This is a genomic window from Paenibacillus amylolyticus (assembly GCF_051136285.1).
Classification (GTDB): domain Bacteria; phylum Bacillota; class Bacilli; order Paenibacillales; family Paenibacillaceae; genus Paenibacillus; species Paenibacillus amylolyticus_F.
Window position 1 is genome coordinate 6,445,339 of the sequence record NZ_CP194938.1, and the last position, 25,553, is coordinate 6,470,891.

Sequence of the window (25,553 nt, forward strand, 5' to 3'; positions counted from 1 at the left end):
TTTCCTCCTTTGGCATAGCGGCGGAAACACCGCTTTTTTGTCAGTTAATTTTCAAATGTCCTTTTTTTTGCTATGCTGTAACATAGACTGGAATGGAAGGGATCGTATATTGCAATGAAATTTGCCGTTTTGGATTTCGAAACAACCGGCACGCAGTCCGACGGTGAGATTATTCAGGCCGGACTTGCCATCATAGACCATGATTACAGCATAACTCAAATATATAGTTCTTATGTAAATCCGGGTGTACCGATTCCGCCATTTATTACGGGCTTGACTGGTATTACAGAAGAAGATGTCGCAGATGCTCCCTCTCTTGAAGAGATGATGATGGAGATGGTGCCGCTGCTTGACGATGTGGTTTTGGTGGGCCATAACGTTGCATTTGATTTTCATTTTTTGCAGAATGCGCTCGACCGTTGCGGATATTTACCGTTTACAGGCCGCATTCTGGATACCATTGACTTCTTAAAAATCACCTTTCCGTCGCTGGGTTCATACCAGCTCGGGTATGTCTCGTCTGAATTCGGATTTGAGCACGACCGCCCCCACCAGGCAGACAGTGATGCACTGGCTACAGCTCATGTGTTGCTTAAATGTCTGGATGAACTGAGAGAACTACCGTTAATTACAATTCAGCGCCTTAGCGATCTGTTTGCACCAGAGGACAGTGATCTGGGCTGGTTTTTTGACGGGCTGCGAGCGGAGAAGGAAGCTGAACCGATTCAAGACCTTGATGGTCATACGTATTACCGCCAGCTCGCACTGAATGTCAGCGATTGGACGGAAATTGGAGCACCTCGTGATGAGAGAGAAGCGAATCCGCTGGACGGTGTGAGCTTTGATCAGTTCATGGATCAAGTGCGAGCCAACCTCAAAGAAACGCTGGATCATTATGAAGAGCGTGAAGCACAGACACAGATGTTTGGCAGCGTGCGGCAGGCGCTGGACGAAGAGAAGCACCTTTTGCTGGAAGCCGGAACGGGAACAGGGAAATCACTTGGATACTTGTTGCCCGCTATTTATGAAAGTGTAAAACAGGAGCAGAAGGTGATGGTGAGTACTCATACCATTAACTTGCAGGAACAACTGCGTGAACGGGATATTCCGATGCTGACGCAGGTCGTTCCATTTCCGTTCAAGGCTGCTGTCTTCAAAGGTAGAGGTCATTACCTGTGTCTACGCAAATTCGAACACAAAATCAACAAACGTGAATTTGCTACGCCAAAAGAGGATTACTTCACGGCAGCACAGATGATTGTATGGCTTACACAAACGGAAACAGGTGATGATGAAGAACTGAACCTTAGCGCACGCGGAGGAGACTTCTGGGAAACGGTACAGAGTGAGTCTGAGTCCTGTCTGGGTAGATCTTGTCCGTGGTTCCGCAAGTGCTTCTATCATCGAGCCAAACATGAGGCAGGCCTATCTGACATCGTCATTACTAATCACTCCAAGCTGTTTACCGATGTGAAGGCTGCCCATCAGTTATTGCCGGCATACGAAAGTCTGGTTATTGATGAGGCACATCATCTGGAGGATGTTGCGGGTAAACATTTGGGTCTTCATATGAAGTACTTTACACTCGTACACACACTGACACGTTTGTTTAAAGACAGCCGCAATGGTCAACTGCCGATGCTTCGCTCCCAGCTATCCGGGCATGAAAATGCGGTACAGTGGGGTTCAATGGTAGATCAGATGTTTCCGCTTGCCGTTGAGGTGAAGGAAATGTGGGATCGGCTGAGCGATGCTCTGTTTGCTCTGTTACCTGAACGGAGTGATGCTTCTCCAGGTGAAACGGGACAATTCTCGCTACGGATCAAAGCTTCACAGAAGCCTGCGAAATGGCAGGATCTACAGGAGCTGGAGAACCAGATTTATGTGACCTTGGGTGATTTGGTTCGCAAAGGGGATAAATTGCTGCTTGAAGTAAAAGAGGATCAGGACGATTATCAGTCCGACAGTCTGATTACGGATATCACCGGACTTTTGAAAGATCTGACGACAATGAAGGAGAATTTAAGGTTCTTCATGCGTATGGATGACGCCAAGACGGTGTACTGGATGGAGGCGAGCGGTCAATTCCGCAGCAAGTCCCTTCAGTTGTATGCAGTTCCGGTAGATGTAAGTGCACAACTGAAAGAGATGTTTTTTGATAAAAAGAAAAGCGTTGTACTTACATCGGCTACGCTATCGGTCGATAAGTCGTTCCAGTTCATGATTGAGCAGCTTGGCTTGCAAGAAGCCGCGGATAATAATCGGCTTCTGACTTCAATGCTGCCTTCTCCCTTCAATTATCGCGAACAGGCATTGTTGGTGATCCCGCGTGATTTTCCAAGTCTGAAAGGCAGTGTAGGAGATGCACACTTTGTACAGATGCTGGTGCAGTCTCTTGCCGAGACGGCCATTGCAACACAAGGGCGCATGATGGTGCTATTTACTTCCTATAAAATGCTTCGCCAGGTGTACGAACCCTTGAAGGAGGCCTTGTCCGGTAATGACATCTCGCTACTGGGGCAGGGTGTGGACAGCGGCAATCGCTCCAAGCTGACCCGCCGATTCCAGGATGCCAAAGCTGCTGTTCTGCTGGGTACGAGCAGTTTCTGGGAAGGTGTGGATATTCCGGGTGAAGCGCTGACCTGTCTTGCGATTGTGAGACTGCCTTTCCAGCCTCCTAACCATCCGCTTCTGGAAGCGAAGAGTGAGTTGTTGCAAGAACAGAAGAAAAATCCATTTATGAAGCTGTCTGTGCCACAGGCGGTCATTCGCTTCAAGCAGGGATTCGGTCGGCTTGTTCGGACGGGGAAGGATCGCGGTATCGTCATTGTGTATGATACACGAGTGATTGAGGCTTATTACGGAAAGTACTTCCTGTATTCATTGCCGGGACCCAAAATGGAACATATGCTCACTGAACAGATGGTTCCGCGCATTGCCGAATGGCTGGATCGACCTGCCGAGAAGCAAAATTAACGATTTTTGTAAGCTACAACATTGCATTGTACTTCACCATGGCGTTAAACTCGAAGGAGACTTCGAGAAGGCAGCGCATATATGAACTTATAATCCCAACAATACGGGCATTCTGTATGAGGAATGATGCATGGATTTTACATGTATACAGAATGCTCATCTTTTCAATATTTATTCTATTTTATCGTGGTAATGGTAAGGGGGAGCAAGAATGAAATCGGATAAAATATCAGAAGCGGTAGTGCGGCGTCTGCCTGTATATTTACGTTATTTGAACGAGTTGGTTCAGCGTGAGGTGACAACGGTTTCCTCGCAAGAGCTCGGACAGCGGCTGGATCTGAACCCGGCTCAGATTCGCAAAGATTTGGCTTATTTCGGGGATTTTGGCCGCAAAGGGATCGGGTATGACGTCTCTTACTTGATTGAGAAGATTCGTCACATTCTAAAAATCGATCAGCAAATTAATGTAGCTCTGGTGGGAGCCGGTAATCTCGGACAAGCGTTATCCAACTACAATGCATATCTGAAGGACAATATGAAGATTGTCGCTATTTTTGATGCCTTTGGTCCGAAGATCGGCAGTAAGATTAACAGTCTTACGGTTCAACCGATGGAGGAGCTTGCGGAAGCTGTACAGAAAGATAACATTCGCATCGGTATCATTACGGTGCCGGACATAGAAGCACAGAACGTTGCTGACCAGCTGATTGATTCGGGAATTGAGGCAATCTTGAATTTTGCGCCAACGATTCTAAAAACACCTTCGCATGTTCGCATTCATCACGCTGATTTTACAACAGATTTGCTCAGTTTGGCTTATTATTTGGAAAATGGAAAGGAAGAAGAGCACGATGACAACAACGAATAGATGGGTGATTCACAATGGTAAATTCGCTGTAAATGAAGGTGCAGACTGGAACGTGGTTCAAGGATATATGGTTGTTGAGAATGACAAGATTGTGCATATTGGTGAGACGCTGCCGGATGGAGACGAGAACCTGACCAAAGTGGATGGAAAAGGACTGCTCTTCCTGCCGGGTCTGATCAATACGCATGGTCATGCGGCCATGTCACTGCTCCGGGGTCATGGAGATGATCTGGCACTTCAAGTATGGTTACAAGAAAAAATGTGGCCAATGGAAGCAAAGATGACTTCAGAAGACGTCTATTGGGGCGCATCCCTTTCCGTGCTTGAGATGCTGAAAGGCGGAACGACAGCTTTCCTGGATATGTATGACCACATGGATCAGGTAGCTAAAGTGGTTGAACAGTCCGGGGCAAGGGCTGCGCTGGCTCGCGGCGTGATTGGACTTTGCTCTGAAGAAGAGCAGATGCGCAAGCTGGAAGAGTCGGCTGCATTTGCACGTGAATGGAATGGACAGGCGGATGGACGCATCACAACCGTGATCTCCCCACACGCACCTTACACATGCCCTCCAGATTACATAGAGAAGCTTGTACAGGTTGCACATGATTTAAACCTGCCACTTCACACGCACATGTCTGAGACATTACGTGAAGTGGAGCAGAATGTGACCGATTACGGCCTGCGTCCTGTGGCGCATCTGGAGAAACATGGCTTTTTCTCACGTCCTTCACTCGTAGCGCATGCTGTGCATCTGAACGATGAAGAGATCGAGATTTTGGCACGTCATGATGTCGCTGTATCCCATAATCCGGGTAGTAATTTGAAGCTTGCATCGGGTGTAGCCCGTGTTCCTGCATTGTTGAAAGCAGGAGTTACCGTCTCCCTGGGAACAGACGGACCGGCAAGCAATAACAATCTGGATATGTTTGAGGAAATGAGACTTGCAGCTTTAATCCATAAAGGAGTATCCGGTGATCCAACCGCCGTTCCTGCTGGGGAAGCGTTGCTTCTTGGAACAGCTTACGGTGCGAAGTCCATCTTCCTGAACGATACTGGAGCTTTGCAAGTTGGTAAAAAGGCTGATTTTATTGCTCTAAATATTGAACAGGCTCATTTTTATCCGCATACAGACCTCATATCACATGCGATTTATTCGGCATCAGCTAAAGATGTGGAACATGTATGGGTAGACGGGAAACAAGTCGTGAAACATGGTGAATGTCTGACAATGGATGAAGAGCGTATTTTGCGGGAATCCCAGTTGGCCTTTGATCAATTGCTTGCGCGTTAAGAAGCAGCTGCCATGGGCAGTTTTTAGGGAAAGGAAGTTCAACTCTTGAAGAAAAAAAAGAAGTGGATATGGATATCGCTGCTCATTCTCGTTCTGATCTTGTTTGGACTTCAGCGATATTACGTCTACGTCACGCAGGATCAACGTAAGGAAGAAGCATTGGCTATTCAGGCGGCGCAGACTGAACTTGGCGTTACATCGCCTGATGAACTGCGAAAGTACGTGTGGGGCGAAAAGAGTGATGCTGACAACATCTATTGGACAATGTTAGCCAAAAACAAAGACAATCAGGATCTCATGGTGTGGGTTAAGTTTGATAACAACAACCAACCCGTCAAAGGGGCTGCAGGGGTGCACAGCGAACTATTGCAGAACGGGATGTCCGAGACGCAGATTCGCAATCGTTTCAGCTCTGACGTGCCTGGTGGTGAGATCAAACGGATCATGCCAGGTGTCGTGAATAATATTTACGTATGGCAAGTGTACTATAACGATGATACGCACAACTATTATCGTTTTTACCGTTTCAGTAATGGAGAGCAAGTAGATTTGGTGTATACGTTACCGAACAGCTAGTTTTTCTATCTTCGGCGGCGGTCATTGGACGGTTACGGCTCAACACATGGCAAGATGGCAACGATAAAATCAAGAAAAACCGGCAGACGGGGAACCGCCTGAACCGGTTTTTTTGGCATTCCAACCATGGAATGAGAATTAAATAGTTAAAATTAATAATTTATTCATATTTTCACCTTCGATATTGTATATACGATGTGATATACTCAGATATGTACTGATGTTAACGAAAAACGCAAACAAATCTGCAATGAACGTTGCAGAGAATGATGTACAACTAATATATATAAGCCTGTAGAACGAGGATGGGCTCATTTTGGGAGGGGTAATTCATTTGAAGCTGAAAGTATTGCCTATTGTTCTAACTGCCGTTGTTTCTGCCGTCCTGTTGTTTGGAGGTTGGTTCATATATCGTCAAGTAGCCGTCCAGAGTCCGATTGAAAAGATGGTTACGAAGTACGAAGGAGTCAACAGCGTTCAGTTAACTATTAACCGCAATGACGTGCAAATGAAACTTGATTTGAAGCCCAATGTAGATTTAGGTAGACTCGTGCAATATATTCATAGGGAAGGTCAGAATCTGATCGGCTCCCGTGCGCTCAGATTGGAAGTCATCGATCACTCCAATGAAGCGCTTGAAAACTGGTGGGGTGATGCCATGTTTACGGTAGCGCAAGCCATGGAGAACAAACAATATGCCGAGATTACACCGACGTTGTCGAAGATGGCAACGGGAGGTATTCAAGTGAACACAGCAATGGATGACAACAATGTTTACGTAAGTCTGAGAGACGGAGATGCCAGCAAGTTCATTATACTGCCGCGTGTACCCGGTCAGATAGGAGTGTGGCCTAATGCCTAAATGGACAAAAGAAGCAGCCATAGGAGTTGTTCCAGTTGTAATCATTTTTCTTGCTTTTATTGGTGTGAATATTGTTCCGATTCTGATCGCTGCATTGCTCGTTGGTGGTCTGTTATTCATGATGCAGATGCGCGGAGGAATCACTGTAGGGGCTGGACAAGAACGTAAACGAAAGAAAAATGGACCTTCGAAACTAACCTTTGAAGAAATTGGAGGTCAGGATAGTGCCAAGCAAGAGTTAAGAGAAGCACTGGACTTTCTGATCCGCCATGAAGAAATAAAGAAGTTTGGGATTCGCCCGCTCAAAGGGATTTTGCTCACGGGTCCTCCGGGAACAGGCAAAACGCTCATGGCCAAAGCGGCTGCCCACTACACCGATTCGGTTTTCGTAGCTGCATCAGGCAGTGAGTTTGTTGAAATGTATGTGGGTGTAGGTGCCAGCAGAATTCGAGACTTGTTTAAGGATGCCAGGGCACGGGCTGCGAAGGAAAACAAAGAAAATGCTATCATTTTTATCGATGAGATTGATGTGATCGGCGGTAAACGTGAAGGCGGGCAGCAGCGAGAGTATGATCAGACCTTAAATCAGTTGCTGACCGAAATGGATGGAATATATACTTCTGAAACCCCGAGAATATTGATTATCGCGGCCACTAACCGCAAAGAGATGCTGGATAGTGCGTTGACCCGTCCGGGGCGCTTTGACCGTCATATTCAGGTGGATTTGCCTGACAAAAAGGGCAGAAAACACATTCTGGAGCTGCACGCCGTCAACAAACCTTTGACACAGGAAGTGAGTCTGGAAAAAACGGCGGAAGAGTCCTACGGATTCTCAGGTGCGCAGTTGGAAAGTGTCATGAACGAAGCAGCAATCTATGCTATGCGTGAGGGATTGCTTACCATTGAACAACGTCACTTATCTCTTGCGATTGATAAAGTGATGATGGGTGAGAAAACGGATCGTGAGTCGAGCGTGGAGGAAAAGAAAAGGGTCGCCATTCACGAATTGGGACATGCCATCATGGCAGAGCTTGTACGCCCGGGAAGTGTAAGTCAGGTTGCGCTTAGTCCACGTGGACAGGCACTCGGCTATGTTCGTCATAACCCGCAACAGGAACAGTTTCTATATACGAAACGATTCCTGGAGGAGCAAATTATGATTGCACTCGGCGGTGCAGCGGCTGAGGAGATGTATTATGGCGGTCGTTCCACAGGTTCGCGCAATGACTTTGAACAGGCAACCAACGTCGTTCAGACGATGATGTCTTCCGGTTTGACATCACTAGGGATCGTGAATATGGATATGGTGACTACCGAAGAGCTGATGCGAGAAAATAAAGTCATCCTTCAGGAACTGATGGAGCAGACGAAACGTCGACTTGAGGAGCAACGGACAATATTCGACAATTCACTCGACATCCTGATACGTGAGGAAGTTCTATCGGGAGAACAATTTCGTTGTCAATTTCGTGACAGTGCACGTTTACCAGCATAATTTCTTTATGCTGGTTATTTTTTTTTACATTTCAGTCGTGCTAAGATATTATTAGTTGTTGGGTCGAAATTTGTAATTTTCGGCGAACAGGGTACAATAGAGAAATAGAGAACCGAAAGGATGGAGCAGAACCATGTTTTTCAAAAAAATAGGAGTTGTCGGCGGCGGTACGATGGGGCAAGGAATTTCCCAGATGCTTGCAGCCAAAGGACTTGATGTGCTTCTGGTGGAACATACCACTAAAAAGCTGGATCATGCATATGACATGATTGAGACGAACTTGGATAAACAACTGGAGAAATGGGCCATTACCAAAGCGGAGAAGAAATTGATTCTCTCCCGAATTACCAAAGTTGGACATTTGGCTGAACTCGGCTCTTGCGATATGGTTATTGAGACGATTTCGGAAGATCTGGAAGCTAAAAAAGCAGTCTTTAATCAATTGGATCAAGTATGTCCAAGCAATGTTATTCTGGCAAGTAATACGTCCACGCTGAGTTTGACCGAGCTTGCAAGCTCGACCAAGTACCCGGAGCGTGTTATTGGTATGCACTTTATTCACCCGGTATCCCGGGTTGATCTTGTAGAGATTATTCGCGGACTAAAAACGTCGGATACTACATTCGAAGAAACTCGCCGCTTTGTTGAAGAAGTTGTAGACAAAAAAGGCGTTATGATTTATGAATCTCCGGGATTTGTAACCTCCCGTCTGATCTGCCTTCTGATCAACGAAGCGCTGCACGTCCTGCAAGAAGGTGTAGCTTCTGCTGAGGATATCGATGATGCAATGCGTATCGGTTATAACTTCCAGCATGGACCGCTCGAAATGGCCGACCGTTTCGGACTTGACTCTGTTGAAGCAGCACTCGAAAGAATGTTCCGTGAATTCGGAGAACTGAAATATCGTCCTTCAATTGTCCTGAAGAAAATGGTGCGTGCAGGTCATCTGGGCGTGAAATCAGGAGAAGGATTCTTCAAGTACGACAAGGATGGTGACCGGCTGTGAATATACTCGTAATTAATGCGGGGAGTTCCTCGCTTAAATATCAATTGTATAATATGGAAGATGAATCGGTGCTTGCGAAAGGTTTGGTAGAGCGAATCGGGATGGATTCCTCCATTCTGACGCATAAACCGACCGGCCGTGAGGAAGTGACGGAAGTAAGCGAGATTTTGGAACATACCACCGCAATCCGTAAAGTCATTGATCTTCTGACGGATAAAGAACATGGTGTGGTTGCTTCCGTTAGCGAAATTCAGGCTGTAGGTCACCGTGTAGTACACGGCGGTGAAGCATTTAAAGAATCTTCGCTGGTGGACGACGCAGCAAAAGCGGAAATTCGTCGTTTGTTCGACCTTGCTCCGCTTCATAACCCGGCAGCAATGATGGGTATCCGTGCGGCTGAATTGAATATGCCAGGTGTGCCTCAGGTGATGGTGTTTGATACAGCTTTCCACCAAACGATGCCTGAACATGCTTATCTGTATGCTATTCCACGTGTACTCTACAAAAAATACAAAGTACGTCGTTACGGTGCACACGGAACATCGCATGATTATGTAAGTAAAGCGGCAGCTGAGTATCTTGGTCGTCCGTTAGAAGACTTGAAAATCATCACTTGCCATGTAGGTAACGGTGGTAGTGTGACGGCAGTTAAAGGTGGCGTATCTGTAGATACATCGATGGGAATGACGCCACTTGAAGGGTTGATGATGGGAACACGCAGTGGTGACCTTGATCCAGCTATCGTGCCTTATGTAATGAACAAAGAAGAACTGAGTGTAAGTGAAGTGAACTCCATGCTGAACAAACACAGTGGACTTCTGGCAATCTCCGGGATCAGCAGTGATATGCGTGAAATTACGGAAGGTATGGAGAAAGGCGAGCCGAACTCAACGCTTGCTTTTGAAATGTACGAATACCGTTTACGTAAATACATCGGTTCGTATGCTGCGGCAATGAACGGTGTAGACGTGATCGTATTTACTGCAGGTGTAGGTGAAAACTCCGTTGTTCTTCGTCAAAAAGTGTGTGAGCAACTGACATACCTTGGTGTTGAACTGGATGATGCATTGAATGCAATCCGTTCGGGTGAACCTCGCCGTATCACAACCGAGAATTCAAAAGTGGACGTTCTTGTAGTGCCTACGAATGAAGAATTGGTTATTGCACGTGATACACATCGAATCGTATTGAATTCTAAGTAATCTAACTGTAAAGTAAATACAAGATGACAAGGAAGTGCAGAGGGCAGGGTTACACCTGTCCGCTGCATTTTCAAATTTATGGAACCAAGGGGAGATGTGGACATGGATACGAATTGTGTAATTCGTAATGTGAACGAGCATGTGGGTGAGACGGTAACTATCGGCGCCTGGATTAATAACAAACGCTCCAGCGGTAAAATTCAGTTTTTGCAGCTGCGCGATGGAACGGGATATATTCAAGGTGTTGTTGTAAAGAGTGAAGTGAGCGAAGACATTTGGAATGATGCAAAAAGCTTGACGCAAGAAAGTTCTGTCTACGTTACAGGTATTATTCGTGAAGAGCCGCGTAGTACATCTGGATTTGAGATGACCGTTACAGGGGTTCAAATCATTCATCTCACTGAAAACTATCCGATTACACCGAAAGAGCACGGTGTTGATTTCTTGATGGATCATCGTCATCTGTGGCTTCGTTCCACGAAGCAACGCGCCATAATGGTGATTCGTGCAGAGATTATCCGCGCCGTTCAGCAATTTTTTGATGGTAACGGATTCACGCAGGTGGACCCGCCGATTTTGACTCCTTCATCTGCGGAAGGAACAACCAACTTGTTCCATATCAAATATTTTGACGAGGATGCGTATCTGACGCAAAGTGGACAACTATATATGGAAGCCGCAGCGATGGCACTGGGTAAAGTGTACTCCTTCGGTCCAACATTCCGTGCAGAAAAATCCAAAACACGTCGTCACCTGATTGAGTTCTGGATGATCGAACCGGAGATGGCATTTGTTGATCACGAGGAAAGCTTGCGCGTACAAGAGAAATTCATTGCACATGTGGTTCAATCCGTGGTGAAAAATTGCCGTGCTGAACTGGAATCTATCGGACGTGATGTATCCAAACTGGAGGGCATTACTGCTCCATTCCCGCGCATTACGTATGACGAAGCGATTGAGTTCTTGAACGGACAAGGCTTTGACATTCCTTGGGGAGAAGATTTCGGCGCACCACATGAAACAGCGATTGCCGAAAAGTATAATACACCTGTATTTATTACGCACTATCCGGCTGGAATCAAAGCATTTTATATGAAACCAGATCCAAATCGTCCAGAGGTTGTTCTATGTGCCGATATGATTGCACCGGAAGGTTATGGGGAGATTATTGGTGGGTCACAGCGTATTGATGATCCGGAACTGATGCAACAGCGCTTTGAAGAGCATAACCTTTCAGATGAAGCGTACCAGTGGTACCTGGATCTGCGTAAATATGGATCGGTTCCTCACTCCGGTTTCGGTCTGGGATTGGAGCGCACGGTAGCTTGGATCTGTGGACTTGACCATGTTCGTGAGACCATTGCATTCCCTCGTATGCTCTATCGTCTGTATCCTTAATGTTGAACGGAAAAGAATATATGGAAGACATGTCCTCCAAAGCATGGTTAAGTGGAGCAGCCTATGGTATGGCCGCAGGTACAGCTCAATTGCCGTATGCCTTATTGCGTTTTTATCATCAGCTGGGTTTATCCGATTCAGAGGTATTGCTTCTAATTCAGTTGCTGGGGTTCCGTCAGGCAGAATTCAATGAATTCCCAACTCTTGAAGAGCTTGCAACCCGGATGGGACTTGCTCCCGAAGGTATTGCCAGAATGCTGCAGCGTCTGATGAGAGATGGTTATATTACCATAGATGAGCATCGGGACGAAGAGCGGGATATTCAGTATGAACGGTATGACCTGCACGGCTTGTATGCCAAGCTTGCCATGTGTACTGCAGAAGAAGCAGCCCATATCCGGTCTGAACAACAAAAAAGCAACGCTTCACGTCCAGATTCGAACAGTGTTCAAAAAGAAGAGGAAGAGCGGAATATGTTCTCTATTTTTGAAAAAGAATTTGGCCGGCCTCTCTCGCCGATGGAGTGTGAGACGATATCCAGCTGGCTGGATCAGGATCGCTATCAGGAAGAGTTGATTCTGATGGCTTTGAAGGAAGCTGTTTTTGCAGGGAAAGTGCATTTCAGATACATTGATCGAATCTTGCTGGAGTGGAGCAGGAATCGTGTTAAAAATGTGCAGGACGCCAAAGCGTATACGCAACGTTTCCGTAATGGCGGACGTTAATGGATTAAACAGGCCAGAAGTCATTCTGTGCCTGTTTTTTTTTGGTGTTCATCTATTTATAATAAAAGTTTGATAAAAATGCAGGGGTCAGTTGACCAGTCGTCGTCTAATGAAGTGGAGAGGAGGGGAGAGTTATTGACGAAGCGCTCGTAATCGAACAAATCCGTCAAGGGGATGCATCCCAGATGCGTGTTCTGATCGACAAATACAGTCAACACGTCTATCATGTTGCGTATTCTGTCTTACGTAATGATCAGGATGCCCAGGATGCTGCCCAGGAGGCGTTCATACAGATTTATAAATCTCTCCCCGATTACCGATCCGAAGGCTTCAAAACATGGATAACACGAATTGCTTTTCATAAAGCCATTGATGCCAAACGCAAGCTGGGTAGAAGAAGTGCTGAAGATCTGGGTGGAGAAGACCATATCGTGAATCTGCCGGGACGGGATGAAGACGTTCTAACCCATGTCATTCGTGAAGAACGACAGGAGAAACTTCGTGAACGAATTAATCAGTTGCCTGCTCAGCACCGTGATATTATTACTGCGTATTATCTGAGCGAGAAAAACTATGAACAAATTGCCCATGAGGCTCAGGTGGCTGTAAAAACAGTAGAATCAAGGTTATATCGGGCTAGACAGTGGATTCGAAATCATTGGAAGGAGGAGGAGTGGCGTGAGTAAAAAAGAGGTGTATACCGTTCAGGAATGGATGGACTATATCGAAGGCCGAGTTCGTGGAGATCAGGTGATTCAGATGGAGCAGGTTCTACTGACTGAACCTGATGCGATGGATGGATACCTTGAAGCATTGGGGATGGCGCGAGAATACCCTGTATTACCGAATTCGAATGACTTTACCAATTCCGTGATGAACCGAATTGATGGTTCGGCGTCCAAGGGCAACGCACGTAACTCTCGAGGGGGACGGAGCCGCCGATGGTTTGAGCATAGAGCATTTCACTACACCGTAGCTGCCTGTCTGACATTGATTTTTCTCTCTTCCGGATTGTTTGACAAGGTCGCCCCTTATCATAAATTCCAGGAAGGTAACACTACAGGCTCATTTACTGAGAAATGGACTGAAGCAGCTACCTCATGGCTTGATAACTTCAAACCCAAACCTTGATTGGTTTCACATGGCCTGAATAGAAAGGATGACGACTGTGCATTCAGATCGAAATAAATTACTTGCATTTTTATTAAACCTGTTTCCCGGGCTCGGGTTCCTCTATTGGCGACGAACTGTTCGGGCTGTAGTCTACCCGTTATTATTTTTTGGTACGGGCATTGGTTTTTTCATGTTGGCTTATTTGGTCGGTGACAAAGACTTATTAGTCATTGGATTAGTAGGGGGGATCTTTGTCTGGTGTCTCAGTATGCTCGACATGATCATTGTGCTGCTCTCTGCACCTCCCGTCCGAGAGACACATTACCACGGACAAGGTATGTATTATGGACATCCTCCTGGACATCCTCAAGGTTCTACCTATCGAGAGGGTTATGTTAGACAGCAAGAACCAATGGAACCGAGAAGTGAGGATGACATTCATCATCAGGGTGCTGAGACTCAGCATGAATATGCTGGATATCCCGGTAGCACAGCCTATGCAGGGCATCCGCCTATGTATCGAAAGGGCAGTGAAGGGGAACGGTTTTTCACGATTCTGCTTTCGTTTGTTCCTGGTCTTGGACATCTGCATCTCGGATTGCTTCATCGCGGTTTGTCCTTTTTGATCGCATTTTTTGGTTCATTTGCCATGATGGTTTTTGTGTCCGCCATTACGAACGAATCTGTATTTCTGATGTTTCTGCTCATTCTACCCGTGATCTGGGTATACTGTATGTTTGATGCCGTACAGCATGTACATCGGAAACAGGCGGGTGAAGTGCTACAGGATCGAACGTTATTTGAAGAGTTGGAGACAGGCCGAATTATGGGCAAACGCAGCAAAGTGCTGGCTACCTTACTCTCCGCTTTTCCGGGAGCAGGACATATGTATCTGGGATTACAAAAAAGAGGCCTGCAGCTGATGTTTCTGTTCCTTGGCAGCATCTACATTCTGGATTTGCTCCGCCTATCCGTATTTCTGTTTATGATTCCGTTAATCTGGTTCTACAGCTTCTTCGACGGACTTCAGTGCTCCAGTCGGTATGGACGTGAACCGCTTAGTGATCAGCCGATCTTCAAAGACTGGGTGCGATATCAACGTTTCATTGGATTCGGGATCGCCGCTCTCGGTTTGTATTATTTAACGATTCGCTTGATTATCCCGCAACTAAACGAGATGTTCCCGAATGTGTTCCTGACATATGAGATTCGTTCGTATTTAAATACGGTTATTGTTTCATTTTTACTCATCTTCGGTGGCTTGAGATTGTTACTTGGAAAACAGCGTGAGTCTACTGCTGTAGCAGGGATTTCCAGTACGGATCGCACGAAGGATGAGGAATTGGAAAGTCTCTTTTTGTTCAAGGATCGGGATAAACGAGGATAAGTTTACAAGAAACAGTATTAAAGCAAAACACACCAGGGCTGATCCAAAGCCGTTGGTGTGTTTTTTCATGTCTAATTATTGTATTAGTATAAACGAATGTATAAGCTTATTGATCTGTGTTGCCCTGTCAGAAACGGGCTATTATTTTTGTGCGCCTTTCAGCAAGAGCTGACGGTACATCACTTCAAACAAAAACTCAAAGGCTTCCAGATGACGTTTCGCTTCAAAAGCATCCTTACCCCACGCATAGATCCCGTGGTTACGGAGTAGAATTCCTGGAACACTGGCATCCAGTACATCTGGCACCAGTTCAGCGATGGAAGGGATATGTGCGAAGTTGGGCAGAACGGGCACACGAATGGCGGCATTTTCTTCCCAAATGTTAAAGGCTTTGATTAATTCAATGCCCTGAATCGGCACATGACCTTCCTCACCGAAAAATTCGCTGATCAAATTGTTAAATACCGTATGCACATGGAAGACTGCGCCGCAGCCCGTCAAACGATAGATTTCACAGTGAATCAGCGTTTCGGCGCTTGGTTTCAACGAAGTAGCTTCGATCGCTTTGCCTTCTTTATCGACAAAAAGAAAATCTTCCGGCGTGCGCAGAGACTTGTCTTTGCCTGAGGCCGTTACCGCAAAATAAAATTGTTCCGGATCAAATTCACCGACCCGCATCGACAGGTTGCCGCTTGTGCCCGGAAACCAGTTCCGGCTTGCAAACAATGCTTTGACATCGGCCAATTCTTCGAGAACCTGGCGTTTATGTTCAAGTGTAATCTTTTCAAAACCCATTTCTACAGCACTCCTTGTAATTGCTTCTGCTTCATATCTTCGATGATGTCGTAAAAGGTTGTGAAAGGCACATGATCTACACCAAGTTCCACACATTTATCCGTCAGGATGGAGCGGGAGTAGACGAGATCTGCAATTTTGGCTCCTTCAAAGTCCGTCAGGCTGTCTCCGATCAGGATCCGGTTGTACTGTTCTTCCGGGAACGTGCGGATCACGGACGTTTTGCACATCCCGCAGCCATTGTTGCAAGGGGGCTGGCAAGGATGCGGCCATTCAATGCGAATATATTCACCGGAGAAATCTGCACCGTTACAGTACACATGATCCTGCGGAATGTCGAAGGGGGCAAGTAACGGCTCGATGAAAAAGTCCATGCCACCGCTGGTTACATTGAATTCAATGCCTTCGCTGCGGACATACTCCAGAAACGATTGGAATCCTTCGCGAATCCCTGCTTGTCCAAGAACAAATTCGATAATCTCGTCTTTTTGCGATGAGGGCAGGAGAGCAAACATGGCTCCAACACCTTCACGCAGAGAGATTTTTTGTTCAATGGTGTCTTTCATGATGGCATCAATGCCTTCTGGTTTGAAATGTTTCATAATGGCAACAATGTTGTCTGAGAGCGTTATCGTTCCGTCAAAATCACAGAAAATCGCTGTTTTTTTATCACTTCTCATCGTTCACCACCCCACAGATCCAGTGCGCTTTTCAGCTCCGGGTGGTCGGCAGCATACTGTGCGAGTGAAACGGAGCGTCCAGCAGCTTCGATTGCTTGCAGGAACGCTCGTCCACCTGCTTCAGTTCCCATCGGATGTCCGTGTATTCCGCCCCCGGCATTGACGATCACATCCTTGCCGAAGTCTCTCAGAATCATCGGAACGAGTCCTGGATGAATACCCGCTGATGGTACTGGCATACTTGTTCTCACCGGCAGATCCGGCGTCAACAATTGCTCGGTGATCGCCATATTTTCTTCCTTTGGCATTGTGACGGAACCATATGGTGAAGGGAAGAGCACAAGGTCAGCACCGGCAAGGCGCATTAACTGTCCTAATACGACGGACGCAGAAATACCGTAATGCGGCGATGGATACAAGGCACCGGCAAGAGCAGGGTGAGCCATGATTGGCACGTTAATATCCGGATCACTGCTTAGTTCGTGAAGTACATCATAACCGTAGGATAGTACATTGAAGAGCAGAGCATTGGCTCCTGCGCCGATGGCACGTTCAGCCTGCTGCTTCAAACGAGAAGTAGGTCCTGTCAAATTGGTAGCGTACAGAAGGTTTTTACCTGTTTCTTGGCGTGCCTGTTCGGCAGCCTTCATACAGACCTCTACTCTTTTTTCAATGGGTGTCAGCTTGTTCTCAAACAGGATTTCATCATCCTTGATCAGATCAACACCGCCAAGAGCTTGACGGATAAATTGTTCCCGCAATTCTTCAGCATTGAGACCGATAACGGATTTGAAGATACTCATCAGTAAAGGGCGATCATGTACACCAAGCAGATCCCGCACACCGTTTAGTCCGAACTTTGGTCCAGGGAAAGCGCGCAGGAAGCCATCTGAAAATCCGAGATGGTTCAGTTTAATGCGCCCATCCATCGAGATTTTACCAAAAACGGTAACAAGCAGGGCAGGGATATCTTGGCTAAAATTGATATCTGGATATCCAATCGTGATATCTGCATAACGCTCTCCAGGTGCTAAGCCTTCTGACTCATGAACCTCGACCTTGATGACTTCACCTAGATGCTTTTGCATGGCTTCACGCTGAGCCTGAGGTAGTTCAGTCCAACTGCCGACGGTCATTCCGATGGCAATAGATTGGGCTTTCTTGTGAAAATCGGCATGATCATCATGCAGACGATATGTGGCAGTACACATGTTATTCATGTTTTAAATCTCCTCCCAACGCAGCTCCCATCTCGCGTGATCGCTCTGCGCAGCGATTTACTGCTGCAATGACATTTTCAAAGAAATCTCCTTCATCCAGTGTTTTCAGGGCTGCCTGAGTGGCTCCCCCCGGTGAAGTTACGTCACTACGCAGTTTCATCGGTTCCAAACCGGTCTGCTGCACCATCCGTGCTGCACCGAGCACGGTCTGGACCGTTAGATCACGAGACTGTTGACCGGACAAGCCGCCGCGGATTCCGGCTGCAATCATAGCCTCCATTAGATAATATACATAGGCAGGTCCACTTCCAGAAATGCCGGTAAGTACTTCGAGTTTGTCTTCAGGCACAATGGTAACGATTCCCACGGCTTCGAATAGGCTCATGACTGTGCTACGTTGTTCATCTGTAATCTCCGCAGAGAAAGCAATTCCCGTTGCACCAAGTCCAATTGTACTCGAGGTGTTAGGCATGGTTCTGGCAATAGGCTGTTTGCGGCCGAGCAGGGTCTGCATCGTACGGATTGACAGGCCAGCAATGACGGATACGATCAGTTGATCCGGGGACAACAAGGGGCCTAGTTCACGCAGTGCTGCAGTGGCATCTTTGGGTTTCATACACAGTACAATCACGGGGGAGGAGGCAAGAAGATCCAGCGATTGCGAGGCCGTTCCGGTATGCACGGCATAACGGGTGCCCAGTTCCTCCTGACGTTTCAGGTTGCTGCGATTCAGCATGGTAATATCCTGAGGACGAACGACAAGACGGGATATGAGTCCACGCACGATGGCTTCAGCCATCGCGCCTGCTCCGTGGAAAGTAATCTTCTGTTGTAATAGTGTCTGTTGCTCTTGGCTCATGTATATCGTTCCTCCTATATAACTGGTTGCTCAAAACTTATTGGCGAATCTGACCATTGCCGGTAACCCGGTATTTACTTGACGTCAGAGCAGGAAGGCCCATCGGGCCTCGTGCATGCAACTTCTGTGTGCTGATTCCAATCTCGGCACCGTATCCAAATTCGAATCCGTCCGTGAAACGAGTGGAAGCATTATGATAGACAGCCGCTGCATCGACTTCATGCATGAAGCGTTCTGCATGTGCCGTATCGCGAGTTACGATACATTCAGAGTGTTTCGTTCCATAGTGTGCAATATGCTGCAATGCTTCATCCAGATTTTCTACAACGCGAATGTTCAAAATATAATCGTTATACTCTGTTGCGTAATCTTCTTCTGTGGCTTCAAGTGACGTCGGAACAAGGCGACGAACGGTTTCGCAGCCTTTAAGCAGAACATTCGCTTCGCGAAAACGCTCAGCCAGAGATGGCAGATGTTTTTCTGCATAATTCGCATGCAGCAGCAAAGTTTCCATAGAGTTACATACGGATGGACGTTGTGCCTTGGCATTGATTGCAATATCTGTTGCCATGATTTCATCCGCTGATTCATCTACATAGGTATGACAGATGCCAGCGCCAGTCTCAATGACAGGTACAGTTGCATTAGCAACGACAGTGCGAATGAGAGAGGCGCCGCCGCGTGGTATGATGACATCCAGCAGGCCATTTAACTTGAGCATTTCGTCAACGGAAGCACGGTCTGCGTCTTCTACCAGCTGCAGTGCATCAGCAGGCATGGCCGTTGTTGCCAGCGCTTGATGCAGCACTTCAACTATTTTTCGATTGGAGGAGAGGGCAGAAGAGCCACCACGCAGGAGCACTGCGTTTCCTGTTTTGAGACATAAACCCGCTGCGTCAACCGTTACGTTGGGGCGCGCTTCATAGATAATGCCAATCAGGCCGATTGGAACTCTTGATTTTTCGATGTGCAGGCCATTCGGACGTGTAAAAGTTTCCAGCACTTCACCAACTGGATCGGGTAGTTCTGCAATCTGACGCAATCCTTCAGCTATGCCTGTGATCCGCTCCTTGTTCAGTGCCAGTCGGTCCAGCATGGATTCAGGAGTGCCTTGTTCCCTTCCGCGATCCAGATCTTCCGTATTGGCAGAAATAATGACATCGGACGATGCAATCAATGCGTCAGCCATGACGCGAAGTGCAGTATTTTTCTGTTCCGTAGTTAGTCGGTTCAGTTCGGTGACGACAGATTTGGCTTTGCTTGCTTTTTCTCGGACTTCACTCATCTTCAAATCCTCCTCTTAAATTAAGTCTTTATTTTAGCGTAATCCATTCATCGCGATGAATGACTTCAAGTCTATGGATGCTGTTCAGCTGTTTCATGACCTCACCGCTTGGTAGTCCGGCAATCTGACGGAGCTGGTCATCATCGTAATTGACGATCCCGCGTCCTAACAGTGATTCATCCGGGCCAAGCACTTCGACAACGTCTCCGGCATGGAATGTTCCCAGAACACGTTTCACGCCGACGGGAAGCAAACTGTGCCCGCCGTGAACCAGTGCTTCTTCGGCACCATGATCAACAACAACGGTTCCAAGCGGAGTGGACATGAAGCCAAGCCACTGTTTTTTGCGAGAGAGTGAAGCCAGCTTGGTCTCAAAATAAGTCCCTTTGCCCGTTCCATCGACGGCTAGTTGCATATCTCCTGACTCTTTCACACTTCCTACAAAAACAGGAACCCCACCGCGGGTAGCAACTTTGGCTGCATCCACCTTGGAACGCATACCGCCTGTACCTACAGCTGATCCTGAACCGCCAGCATAAGCGTATATTTCAGCAGTAATTTCAGGGATACGATCATAGCGTTTGGCCGCCGGATCTTTACGTGGATCTGCGGTGTACAATCCGTTGGTATCTGTGAGAATAATAAGGTGTTGTGCCTTGACCAGATTGGCAACCAGCGCAGACAACAGATCGTTATCGCCGAATTTTAATTCGTCGACAGATACCGTATCATTTTCGTTGAAAATCGGAATGACACGCTGTTTCAACAGTTCTTCAACGGTCATACCGGCATTACCCATGCGTTTGCGGCTGTGGAAGTCGGTACGTGTTAGTAAAATTTGCGCCGTAGTAACGCGGTGCGCCGCAAAAGCCTGTTGATATGCCTGCATCAGCAAAGCCTGCCCAACAGCAGCAGCTGCTTGTTTCTCATGTAACAATTTGGGACGCTGAGGGTACCCGATCTCTCGAAATCCGGCAGCAACTGCACCAGAGGTGACGAGCAAAACTTCGTGGCCCTGCGCCGCAAGAGAGGCAATTTCATCTGCATAAAAGGTTATCGCCTGGCGATCCAGGCCGCCTTCCTCGGTAGTTAATGAGCTGCTTCCGATTTTAACGACAATACGTGAAGTCATGATTTCACTTCCTTAAACATAATTAATCAGTGATTGCAAAGCAGCCTGTTCAGGTACAAAAAAAACTTTCGTCCTTTGGTTAAAAAGGACGAAAGTTCGTTACTTCCGCGGTACCACCTTTATTGATGATCAGATCATCCGGCTTCATGCCCTGTAACAGAAGGCACTGTCCTGTGCGTAACAGGCCGCTCAGGGGTAGGTTTCGTAGAGAAGCCGCGGTAAATCCTTACAGCCAGATGGAATTTACTCTCTGTACGCGGCTTGTTCTCTCTTACTGGTCCCGTCATCACGTTTCGTTCACTATTTCTTATAACATACCATGGAAAGTTGGCATATGCAAAGGGATTGTAGCCATGTGTTAAGTTGAAACTTACTTGAAGAGATGAAGCTTGGCTATTCGCTCTGCAGCTTCACATAGTCGGTGTTCGTCACTTAGAAGACCTATACGTACATAACCTTCCCCATGGGAGCCAAATCCGATACCTGGCGCGACAGCAACCTTCGCTTCACGCAGCAGAATTTCAGTCAGGGTTGTGGAAGTATAACCGGTAGGCACAGGTAGCCATCCAAAAAATGAACCTTCCGGTTTGGTTGCTTGCCAACCGATGGTGGAAAGTGCCTCATAAAACGCATCACGACGGGATTCATATCTTGCAACCAGCGAAGAGACACAGTCCTGGGGGCCGGTTAAAGCTTCTGCTGCGGCAGCCTGGATACCGCCAAACAGGCTGACATAAATATGATCCTGCAGCAAGTTGATTTTGGAGATGATCTCTGCATTGCCCAGCGCGAATCCGACGCGCCATCCAGCCATGTTATACGTTTTGGATAGTGTATAGAACTCAATGCCGACTTCTTTGGCTCCTGGAGCTTGCAAAAAGCTGACTGGACGATGCCCGTCATATCCAATTGCGCCATATGCAAAATCACTCGCAACGACAATTTGATTTTGAATTGCAAATTCTACAGTGTCCTCATAAAAGGACAACGGAGCGGTTGCCGAGGTTGGATTGTTAGGATAATTGAGGAACATGAGCTTGGCCTGTTGCCGATCTTCGGCGGAGATCGCTTCATAATCGGGTAGAAATGCGTTAGATGCCAGTAAAGGCATGAAGCTCATTCGCGCCTGCGCGAGAGCCACGCCAGACCAATAGTCAGGATATCCTGGATCTGGCACAAGACACACGTCCCCCGGATTCAATAAAACCTGTGGTAATTGCACAAGCCCGGTTTTGCCGCCAAAGAGAATAGCGACCTCTGTCTCAGGATCCAGATCGACATTGTAATCTTCTTTGTAACGCTTGGCGACGGCTTCCTTCAGAAAGGGATGACCGCGAAACGGAGAGTATTTATGATATAGCGGATTCTCAGCTGACTGTTGTAAGGATTGAACAATATGCGGCGGTGTAGGGGTGTCAGGATTACCTTGCCCCAGATTGATCACATCATGACCGCTTGCAATCTCACGGTTAACATTCTGTACCAGGGTCGCAAAAAATTGCGTTGGTAGCTGTGACATGACATTTGCAGACGGGATTGGAAACGCAGAAGAAGAAGGTCTATTTTCAAAATTAGTCATCGTATCATCACTCCGGATGTTCATTTATGGCAAAACGTTCTCATTAATTTATCACGTCAATCCCGAGCTGTATAGAGGGAGATAGAAGTAAGATAAAACATTTGTAGAAAAGTAAATTTGAAAATTCAAGTTTGTCCATTGAGATCGGGAAAAACACAGTTTATACATAATGATAATAACTATCATTTATATTCAGAAATCAGGAACACATCAAATAGAGGGAGAAATAGAGATGCAAGCAAGTTCCAAAACAAATCCCAAAACAAATTCAGAAATACGGCTGTTTTATTTACATTTAAAGCGTTATCCTTACTTTTACTTTCATGCGGAAACCAGACACCAACACGGGAAGTAGCATAGGGAAATTAGACCATTGCGTCGGCTAACCAGTCAGGCAAAGATACCGAAACATGAAACCAGACTTCGGTGGATTAAGATAACGAAGGACAGACAAGGCAGTTTAAGGATTGGACAGGTCATACCTTGACCGTGCATGTCACCCCTCAAAGGTGTAATCTAGTATGGAGAAGTTACCGGGAATCCAGAAGTTATTGGACGAGGGGATGGGGTTTGCCGAGATTGTCCTAAATCGGGAATTCTCTGAGTGAAATGACTTAAAACTCGTTACGGACACAGTAAAGAAACTGAAATGTGGACTTGCCTTGCTCCACTCGGACCAAGGATTTCAGTATACAAGACAGCCTATGCCAAGTTACTTGAAAGAGGCTTACAGGAAGCCATTCCCGGTGTGGAGCCGTTCTTCTCCCACTTAAAGACCGATTCGTTCTACAACATGGAACGTTTCCAAAACAAACTGGGCGACCTCTCCCACGATTGATTTTCGGGAAAAAAAGTCGCCGCTTAATAAAATCTCTTTTTTTGCCTACTTGAGGGGATATTACCATTATTGGTGATTAAGGTACTCTATTTTTGATTAGTACGAATTAAATTATTTTACGACTACTGAATAGTACATCCAATTTCCATTACCAAAATCAGCTCTTATAACGGTAACCCCTGGTCTGAGAGCATAAAATGAATATTCGTTATATGGCTCAATGATAACGCTCCCATCGGTAGTGATGATCTGAAATGAATAGCCAGTGGCCCAAGTGCGTTGACCAACGTTTAAATTAATAACTGCTGAAAAATCCTGATAGGGTTGTATCACTGGTGAAGGAGAAGGTGCAGCTTGACTCGTTGTTGAGTTGTCTGAAGCAAACGACGTTGATCCAACAGAAAAACATGCAGCAACAGTTAACAATCCGATTAACATTTTCCTTTTCATATTAAGTACTCCTTTTCTATTATTTGGTTACAATTTTAGTATAGATCAATAACGTATATTTGTAAATAAAAGGATTATATTACATTTTATTTAAAATGTAATATAAATTTGATGCTGCATAGGAGTAGTAGTCTGTGAGCAGAGAGTTAGTAGAATTGTTTGCGCCCTGAAATTTAAAAATGAATAGCGAAGAAAGCATCAGTAGCAGTAATTATCGTGCATTGTTTCTACTCTCGCTTACAATTCCCAAGCTGGAGACCATCTTTTCCTCATGCTGCCTCAGGAGCCAGTTCCACGACAGGCCACAGAGAAGTTGATGCAAAGTCCAGAGTGGAGAGCTCTTAAGGCTTTGGAACAGAAATGTGTGTATCCTTTAGAGAAACTGGTCTAGAATTCAGGTGATGCACAGATGTGTGACCACCCGGCTTAGATATTGCTTGAACGGTTATATGCTCATTTGGTCTAATACGGGTTGCGATTTTTCCAGGGATCAAGCTATGATATCAAGTATTACGGTTCGGAGGAGTGTTGGGTCATGACTGAACAACAAGGAGAAATGCGGGTTGTTTTGATTCAAGGGGATATTAAGCTGGGGGATCCAGAAGCTAACCATCAACATATGCAGATGCTGCTGGAACGCGCAGTGGAGCAATATCCGGATGTACAACTGGTTGTGCTTCCTGAAATGTGGAATACAGGATATGCTTTGCCGCAAATTCATGAACTTGCTGAGCCGGAAGGTCAAATCTCAAGGGAATGGTTGTCTGCTTTTGCGAAAAAACATCACATCTCGGTCGTTGGCGGCTCCATTGCCGAAAAGCGTGACGGGCAGATTTACAATACCATGTATGTCTATAATCAGGAAGGAACAGAAGTATCACGTTACGATAAACTTCACTTGTTCCGGTTGATGGATGAAGAGAAGTATTTGGAGCCTGGTGCACAACCCGAAATGTTTGAACTAGGTAACGGTCTGACCGCGGGAGCATCGATCTGTTATGATATTCGATTTCCTGAATTAGCCAGAACTCTTGCTCTGAATGGTGCACGTGCACTAATCGTACCTGCCGAATGGCCGAATCCCCGTCTGCATCACTGGCGTACCTTGTTAACCGCCAGAGCTATTGAAAACCAGATGTATGTTATTGCCTGTAACCGCGTCGGCAAAGGGGGAGATACTGAATTTTTTGGTCACTCTTTGATCATCGACCCATGGGGAGAGATTGTAGCCGAAGGCGGCGAAGGAGAGGAAATTGTATCTGGAGTCATCCGCCCTTCCTTGGTTGATGAAGTCCGGGGACGTATCCCGGTGTTTGAGGATCGCAGACCAAGCATTTATTTTAGCGGCAAATAATTTGGAAACCACAAACGTTACTCTGCCAGCCACTTTTTGATCTGAAAACTTTGAATATGCTGTTTACCGTTCCAGGAGGCGGGTAATATTAAGTATCCCGTCACCAAGGAGGATGATCAATCAATGGACAACCATGTGAAAGACACGCTCAGGAGACTGGAACAAGGCAACAGAAGGGTAGATCACTTAAGAGCATTCTTAGAGAATGGTACAGGAGGCTTATCACCCCCAGAACCTTCGCAAGATGATAGCAGCCGTACCATGGATCAACAGAACAGGCTGATAAGTGATCGGAATCTGCAAAGGTAAGGTTTACAGAATTCCGGATTCAAGCTAGTGCAGATGAGTCGAAGGTTACGAACCAGATGATGTGAAACAGGATAAATAAAGGTTATAAGTATATATGTAATAAGTAAGCCCAACATTTTAATCAGCATGACAGTAAAATAAAGGTGTATTGGA

The 25,553-nt window shown here is 46.4% G+C and carries 22 protein-coding genes; 14 read left to right on the forward strand and 8 right to left on the reverse strand.

All coding sequences use genetic code 11. The features are described from left to right. Positions 1 to 114: 114 nt before the first annotated feature. The 13 genes from dinG to ACR8BL_RS28230 all read left to right on the forward strand — a co-directional run bounded on the left by dinG (position 115) and on the right by ACR8BL_RS28230 (position 14,899). Entirely contained in the window at positions 115 to 2,976 is a 2,862-nt protein-coding gene (gene dinG / locus ACR8BL_RS28170) for an ATP-dependent DNA helicase DinG (protein ID WP_434750585.1), read from the forward strand. A gap of 211 nt (positions 2,977 to 3,187) precedes the next feature. Then, positions 3,188 to 3,844, forward strand: coding sequence for a redox-sensing transcriptional repressor Rex (locus ACR8BL_RS28175; protein ID WP_434750586.1), 657 nt, complete (start codon positions 3,188 to 3,190; stop codon positions 3,842 to 3,844). After that, positions 3,828 to 5,135, forward strand: coding sequence for an amidohydrolase (locus ACR8BL_RS28180; protein WP_434750587.1), 1,308 nt, complete (start codon positions 3,828 to 3,830; stop codon positions 5,133 to 5,135). The genes ACR8BL_RS28175 and ACR8BL_RS28180 overlap by 17 nt, the downstream gene beginning before the upstream one ends. A 45-nt stretch (positions 5,136 to 5,180) precedes the next feature. Further along, the gene (locus tag ACR8BL_RS28185; RefSeq protein WP_434750588.1) at positions 5,181 to 5,711 is read left to right on the forward strand and encodes a DUF5590 domain-containing protein; all 531 of its coding nucleotides are present in this window, start codon (positions 5,181 to 5,183) and stop codon (positions 5,709 to 5,711) included. Positions 5,712 to 6,045: 334 nt separating this feature from the next. Beyond that, the gene (locus ACR8BL_RS28190) at positions 6,046 to 6,573 is read left to right on the forward strand and encodes a hypothetical protein (RefSeq protein ID WP_434750589.1); all 528 of its coding nucleotides are present in this window, start codon (positions 6,046 to 6,048) and stop codon (positions 6,571 to 6,573) included. Continuing rightward, on the forward strand, positions 6,566 to 8,068 hold the full coding sequence (locus ACR8BL_RS28195) for an AAA family ATPase (protein WP_434750590.1): 1,503 nt from the start codon (positions 6,566 to 6,568) through the stop codon (positions 8,066 to 8,068). The genes ACR8BL_RS28190 and ACR8BL_RS28195 overlap by 8 nt, the downstream gene beginning before the upstream one ends. Positions 8,069 to 8,201: 133 nt before the next feature. Next, positions 8,202 to 9,074 carry a 3-hydroxyacyl-CoA dehydrogenase family protein gene (locus ACR8BL_RS28200; protein ID WP_434750591.1) on the forward strand — a complete coding sequence of 291 codons (873 nt, stop codon included), beginning with the start codon at positions 8,202 to 8,204 and terminating at the stop codon, positions 9,072 to 9,074. Then, positions 9,071 to 10,276 carry an acetate/propionate family kinase gene (locus ACR8BL_RS28205; RefSeq protein ID WP_434750592.1) on the forward strand — a complete coding sequence of 402 codons (1,206 nt, stop codon included), beginning with the start codon at positions 9,071 to 9,073 and terminating at the stop codon, positions 10,274 to 10,276. Before ACR8BL_RS28200 ends, ACR8BL_RS28205 begins: the two co-directional genes overlap by 4 nt. A gap of 102 nt (positions 10,277 to 10,378) precedes the next feature. Beyond that, complete coding sequence (gene asnS, locus ACR8BL_RS28210) at positions 10,379 to 11,674, forward strand: asparagine--tRNA ligase (protein ID WP_434752954.1); 1,296 nt, start codon at positions 10,379 to 10,381, stop codon at positions 11,672 to 11,674. Beyond that, a complete protein-coding gene (locus ACR8BL_RS28215) occupies positions 11,674 to 12,399 on the forward strand; it encodes a DnaD domain protein (protein ID WP_434750593.1) in 726 nt (241 codons plus the stop codon). The genes asnS and ACR8BL_RS28215 overlap by 1 nt, the downstream gene beginning before the upstream one ends. A 185-nt stretch (positions 12,400 to 12,584) precedes the next feature. Next, a complete protein-coding gene (locus ACR8BL_RS28220; RefSeq protein WP_434750594.1) occupies positions 12,585 to 13,085 on the forward strand; it encodes an RNA polymerase sigma factor in 501 nt (166 codons plus the stop codon). Continuing rightward, positions 13,078 to 13,530: a hypothetical protein gene (locus tag ACR8BL_RS28225; RefSeq protein WP_434750595.1), complete on the forward strand. Its 453-nt coding sequence runs from the start codon at positions 13,078 to 13,080 to the stop codon at positions 13,528 to 13,530. Before ACR8BL_RS28220 ends, ACR8BL_RS28225 begins: the two co-directional genes overlap by 8 nt. Positions 13,531 to 13,558: 28 nt before the next feature. Continuing rightward, positions 13,559 to 14,899: a multi-tm2 domain protein gene (locus tag ACR8BL_RS28230; RefSeq protein WP_434750596.1), complete on the forward strand. Its 1,341-nt coding sequence runs from the start codon at positions 13,559 to 13,561 to the stop codon at positions 14,897 to 14,899. Between the two features lie 141 nt (positions 14,900 to 15,040). On the opposite strand, the gene ACR8BL_RS28235 is transcribed toward ACR8BL_RS28230, so the two are convergent. From ACR8BL_RS28235 to ACR8BL_RS28270, 8 genes are all read right to left on the reverse strand, one after another. Continuing rightward, positions 15,041 to 15,694, reverse strand: a complete 654-nt coding sequence (locus tag ACR8BL_RS28235) for a methylthioribulose 1-phosphate dehydratase (RefSeq protein ID WP_434750597.1) — start codon at positions 15,692 to 15,694, stop codon at positions 15,041 to 15,043. 2 nt (positions 15,695 to 15,696) lie between these two features. Then, a complete protein-coding gene (locus tag ACR8BL_RS28240; protein ID WP_434750598.1) occupies positions 15,697 to 16,374 on the reverse strand; it encodes a 2-hydroxy-3-keto-5-methylthiopentenyl-1-phosphate phosphatase in 678 nt (225 codons plus the stop codon). Continuing rightward, positions 16,371 to 17,594, reverse strand: coding sequence for a 2,3-diketo-5-methylthiopentyl-1-phosphate enolase (locus ACR8BL_RS28245; protein ID WP_434750599.1), 1,224 nt, complete (start codon positions 17,592 to 17,594; stop codon positions 16,371 to 16,373). The genes ACR8BL_RS28240 and ACR8BL_RS28245 overlap by 4 nt, the downstream gene beginning before the upstream one ends. Further along, positions 17,587 to 18,453 (reverse strand): pyrroline-5-carboxylate reductase, encoded by an 867-nt coding sequence (proC, locus tag ACR8BL_RS28250; RefSeq protein WP_434750600.1) that lies wholly within the window; start codon positions 18,451 to 18,453, stop codon positions 17,587 to 17,589. The genes ACR8BL_RS28245 and proC overlap by 8 nt, the downstream gene beginning before the upstream one ends. 37 nt (positions 18,454 to 18,490) lie before the next feature. Further along, positions 18,491 to 19,738: a glutamate-5-semialdehyde dehydrogenase gene (locus ACR8BL_RS28255; protein ID WP_434750601.1), complete on the reverse strand. Its 1,248-nt coding sequence runs from the start codon at positions 19,736 to 19,738 to the stop codon at positions 18,491 to 18,493. 28 nt (positions 19,739 to 19,766) lie between these two features. Then, entirely contained in the window at positions 19,767 to 20,870 is a 1,104-nt protein-coding gene (proB, locus tag ACR8BL_RS28260) for a glutamate 5-kinase (protein WP_434750602.1), read from the reverse strand. Between the two features lie 370 nt (positions 20,871 to 21,240). Continuing rightward, on the reverse strand, positions 21,241 to 22,449 hold the full coding sequence (locus ACR8BL_RS28265; RefSeq protein WP_434750603.1) for a pyridoxal phosphate-dependent aminotransferase: 1,209 nt from the start codon (positions 22,447 to 22,449) through the stop codon (positions 21,241 to 21,243). Positions 22,450 to 23,398: 949 nt separating this feature from the next. Continuing rightward, a complete protein-coding gene (locus tag ACR8BL_RS28270; protein WP_434750604.1) occupies positions 23,399 to 23,737 on the reverse strand; it encodes a hypothetical protein in 339 nt (112 codons plus the stop codon). A 535-nt stretch (positions 23,738 to 24,272) separates the two neighbouring features. Here ACR8BL_RS28270 and ACR8BL_RS28275 point away from each other — a divergent pair. Continuing rightward, on the forward strand, positions 24,273 to 25,091 hold the full coding sequence (locus ACR8BL_RS28275; RefSeq protein WP_434750605.1) for a carbon-nitrogen family hydrolase: 819 nt from the start codon (positions 24,273 to 24,275) through the stop codon (positions 25,089 to 25,091). Positions 25,092 to 25,553: the final 462 nt, after the last annotated feature.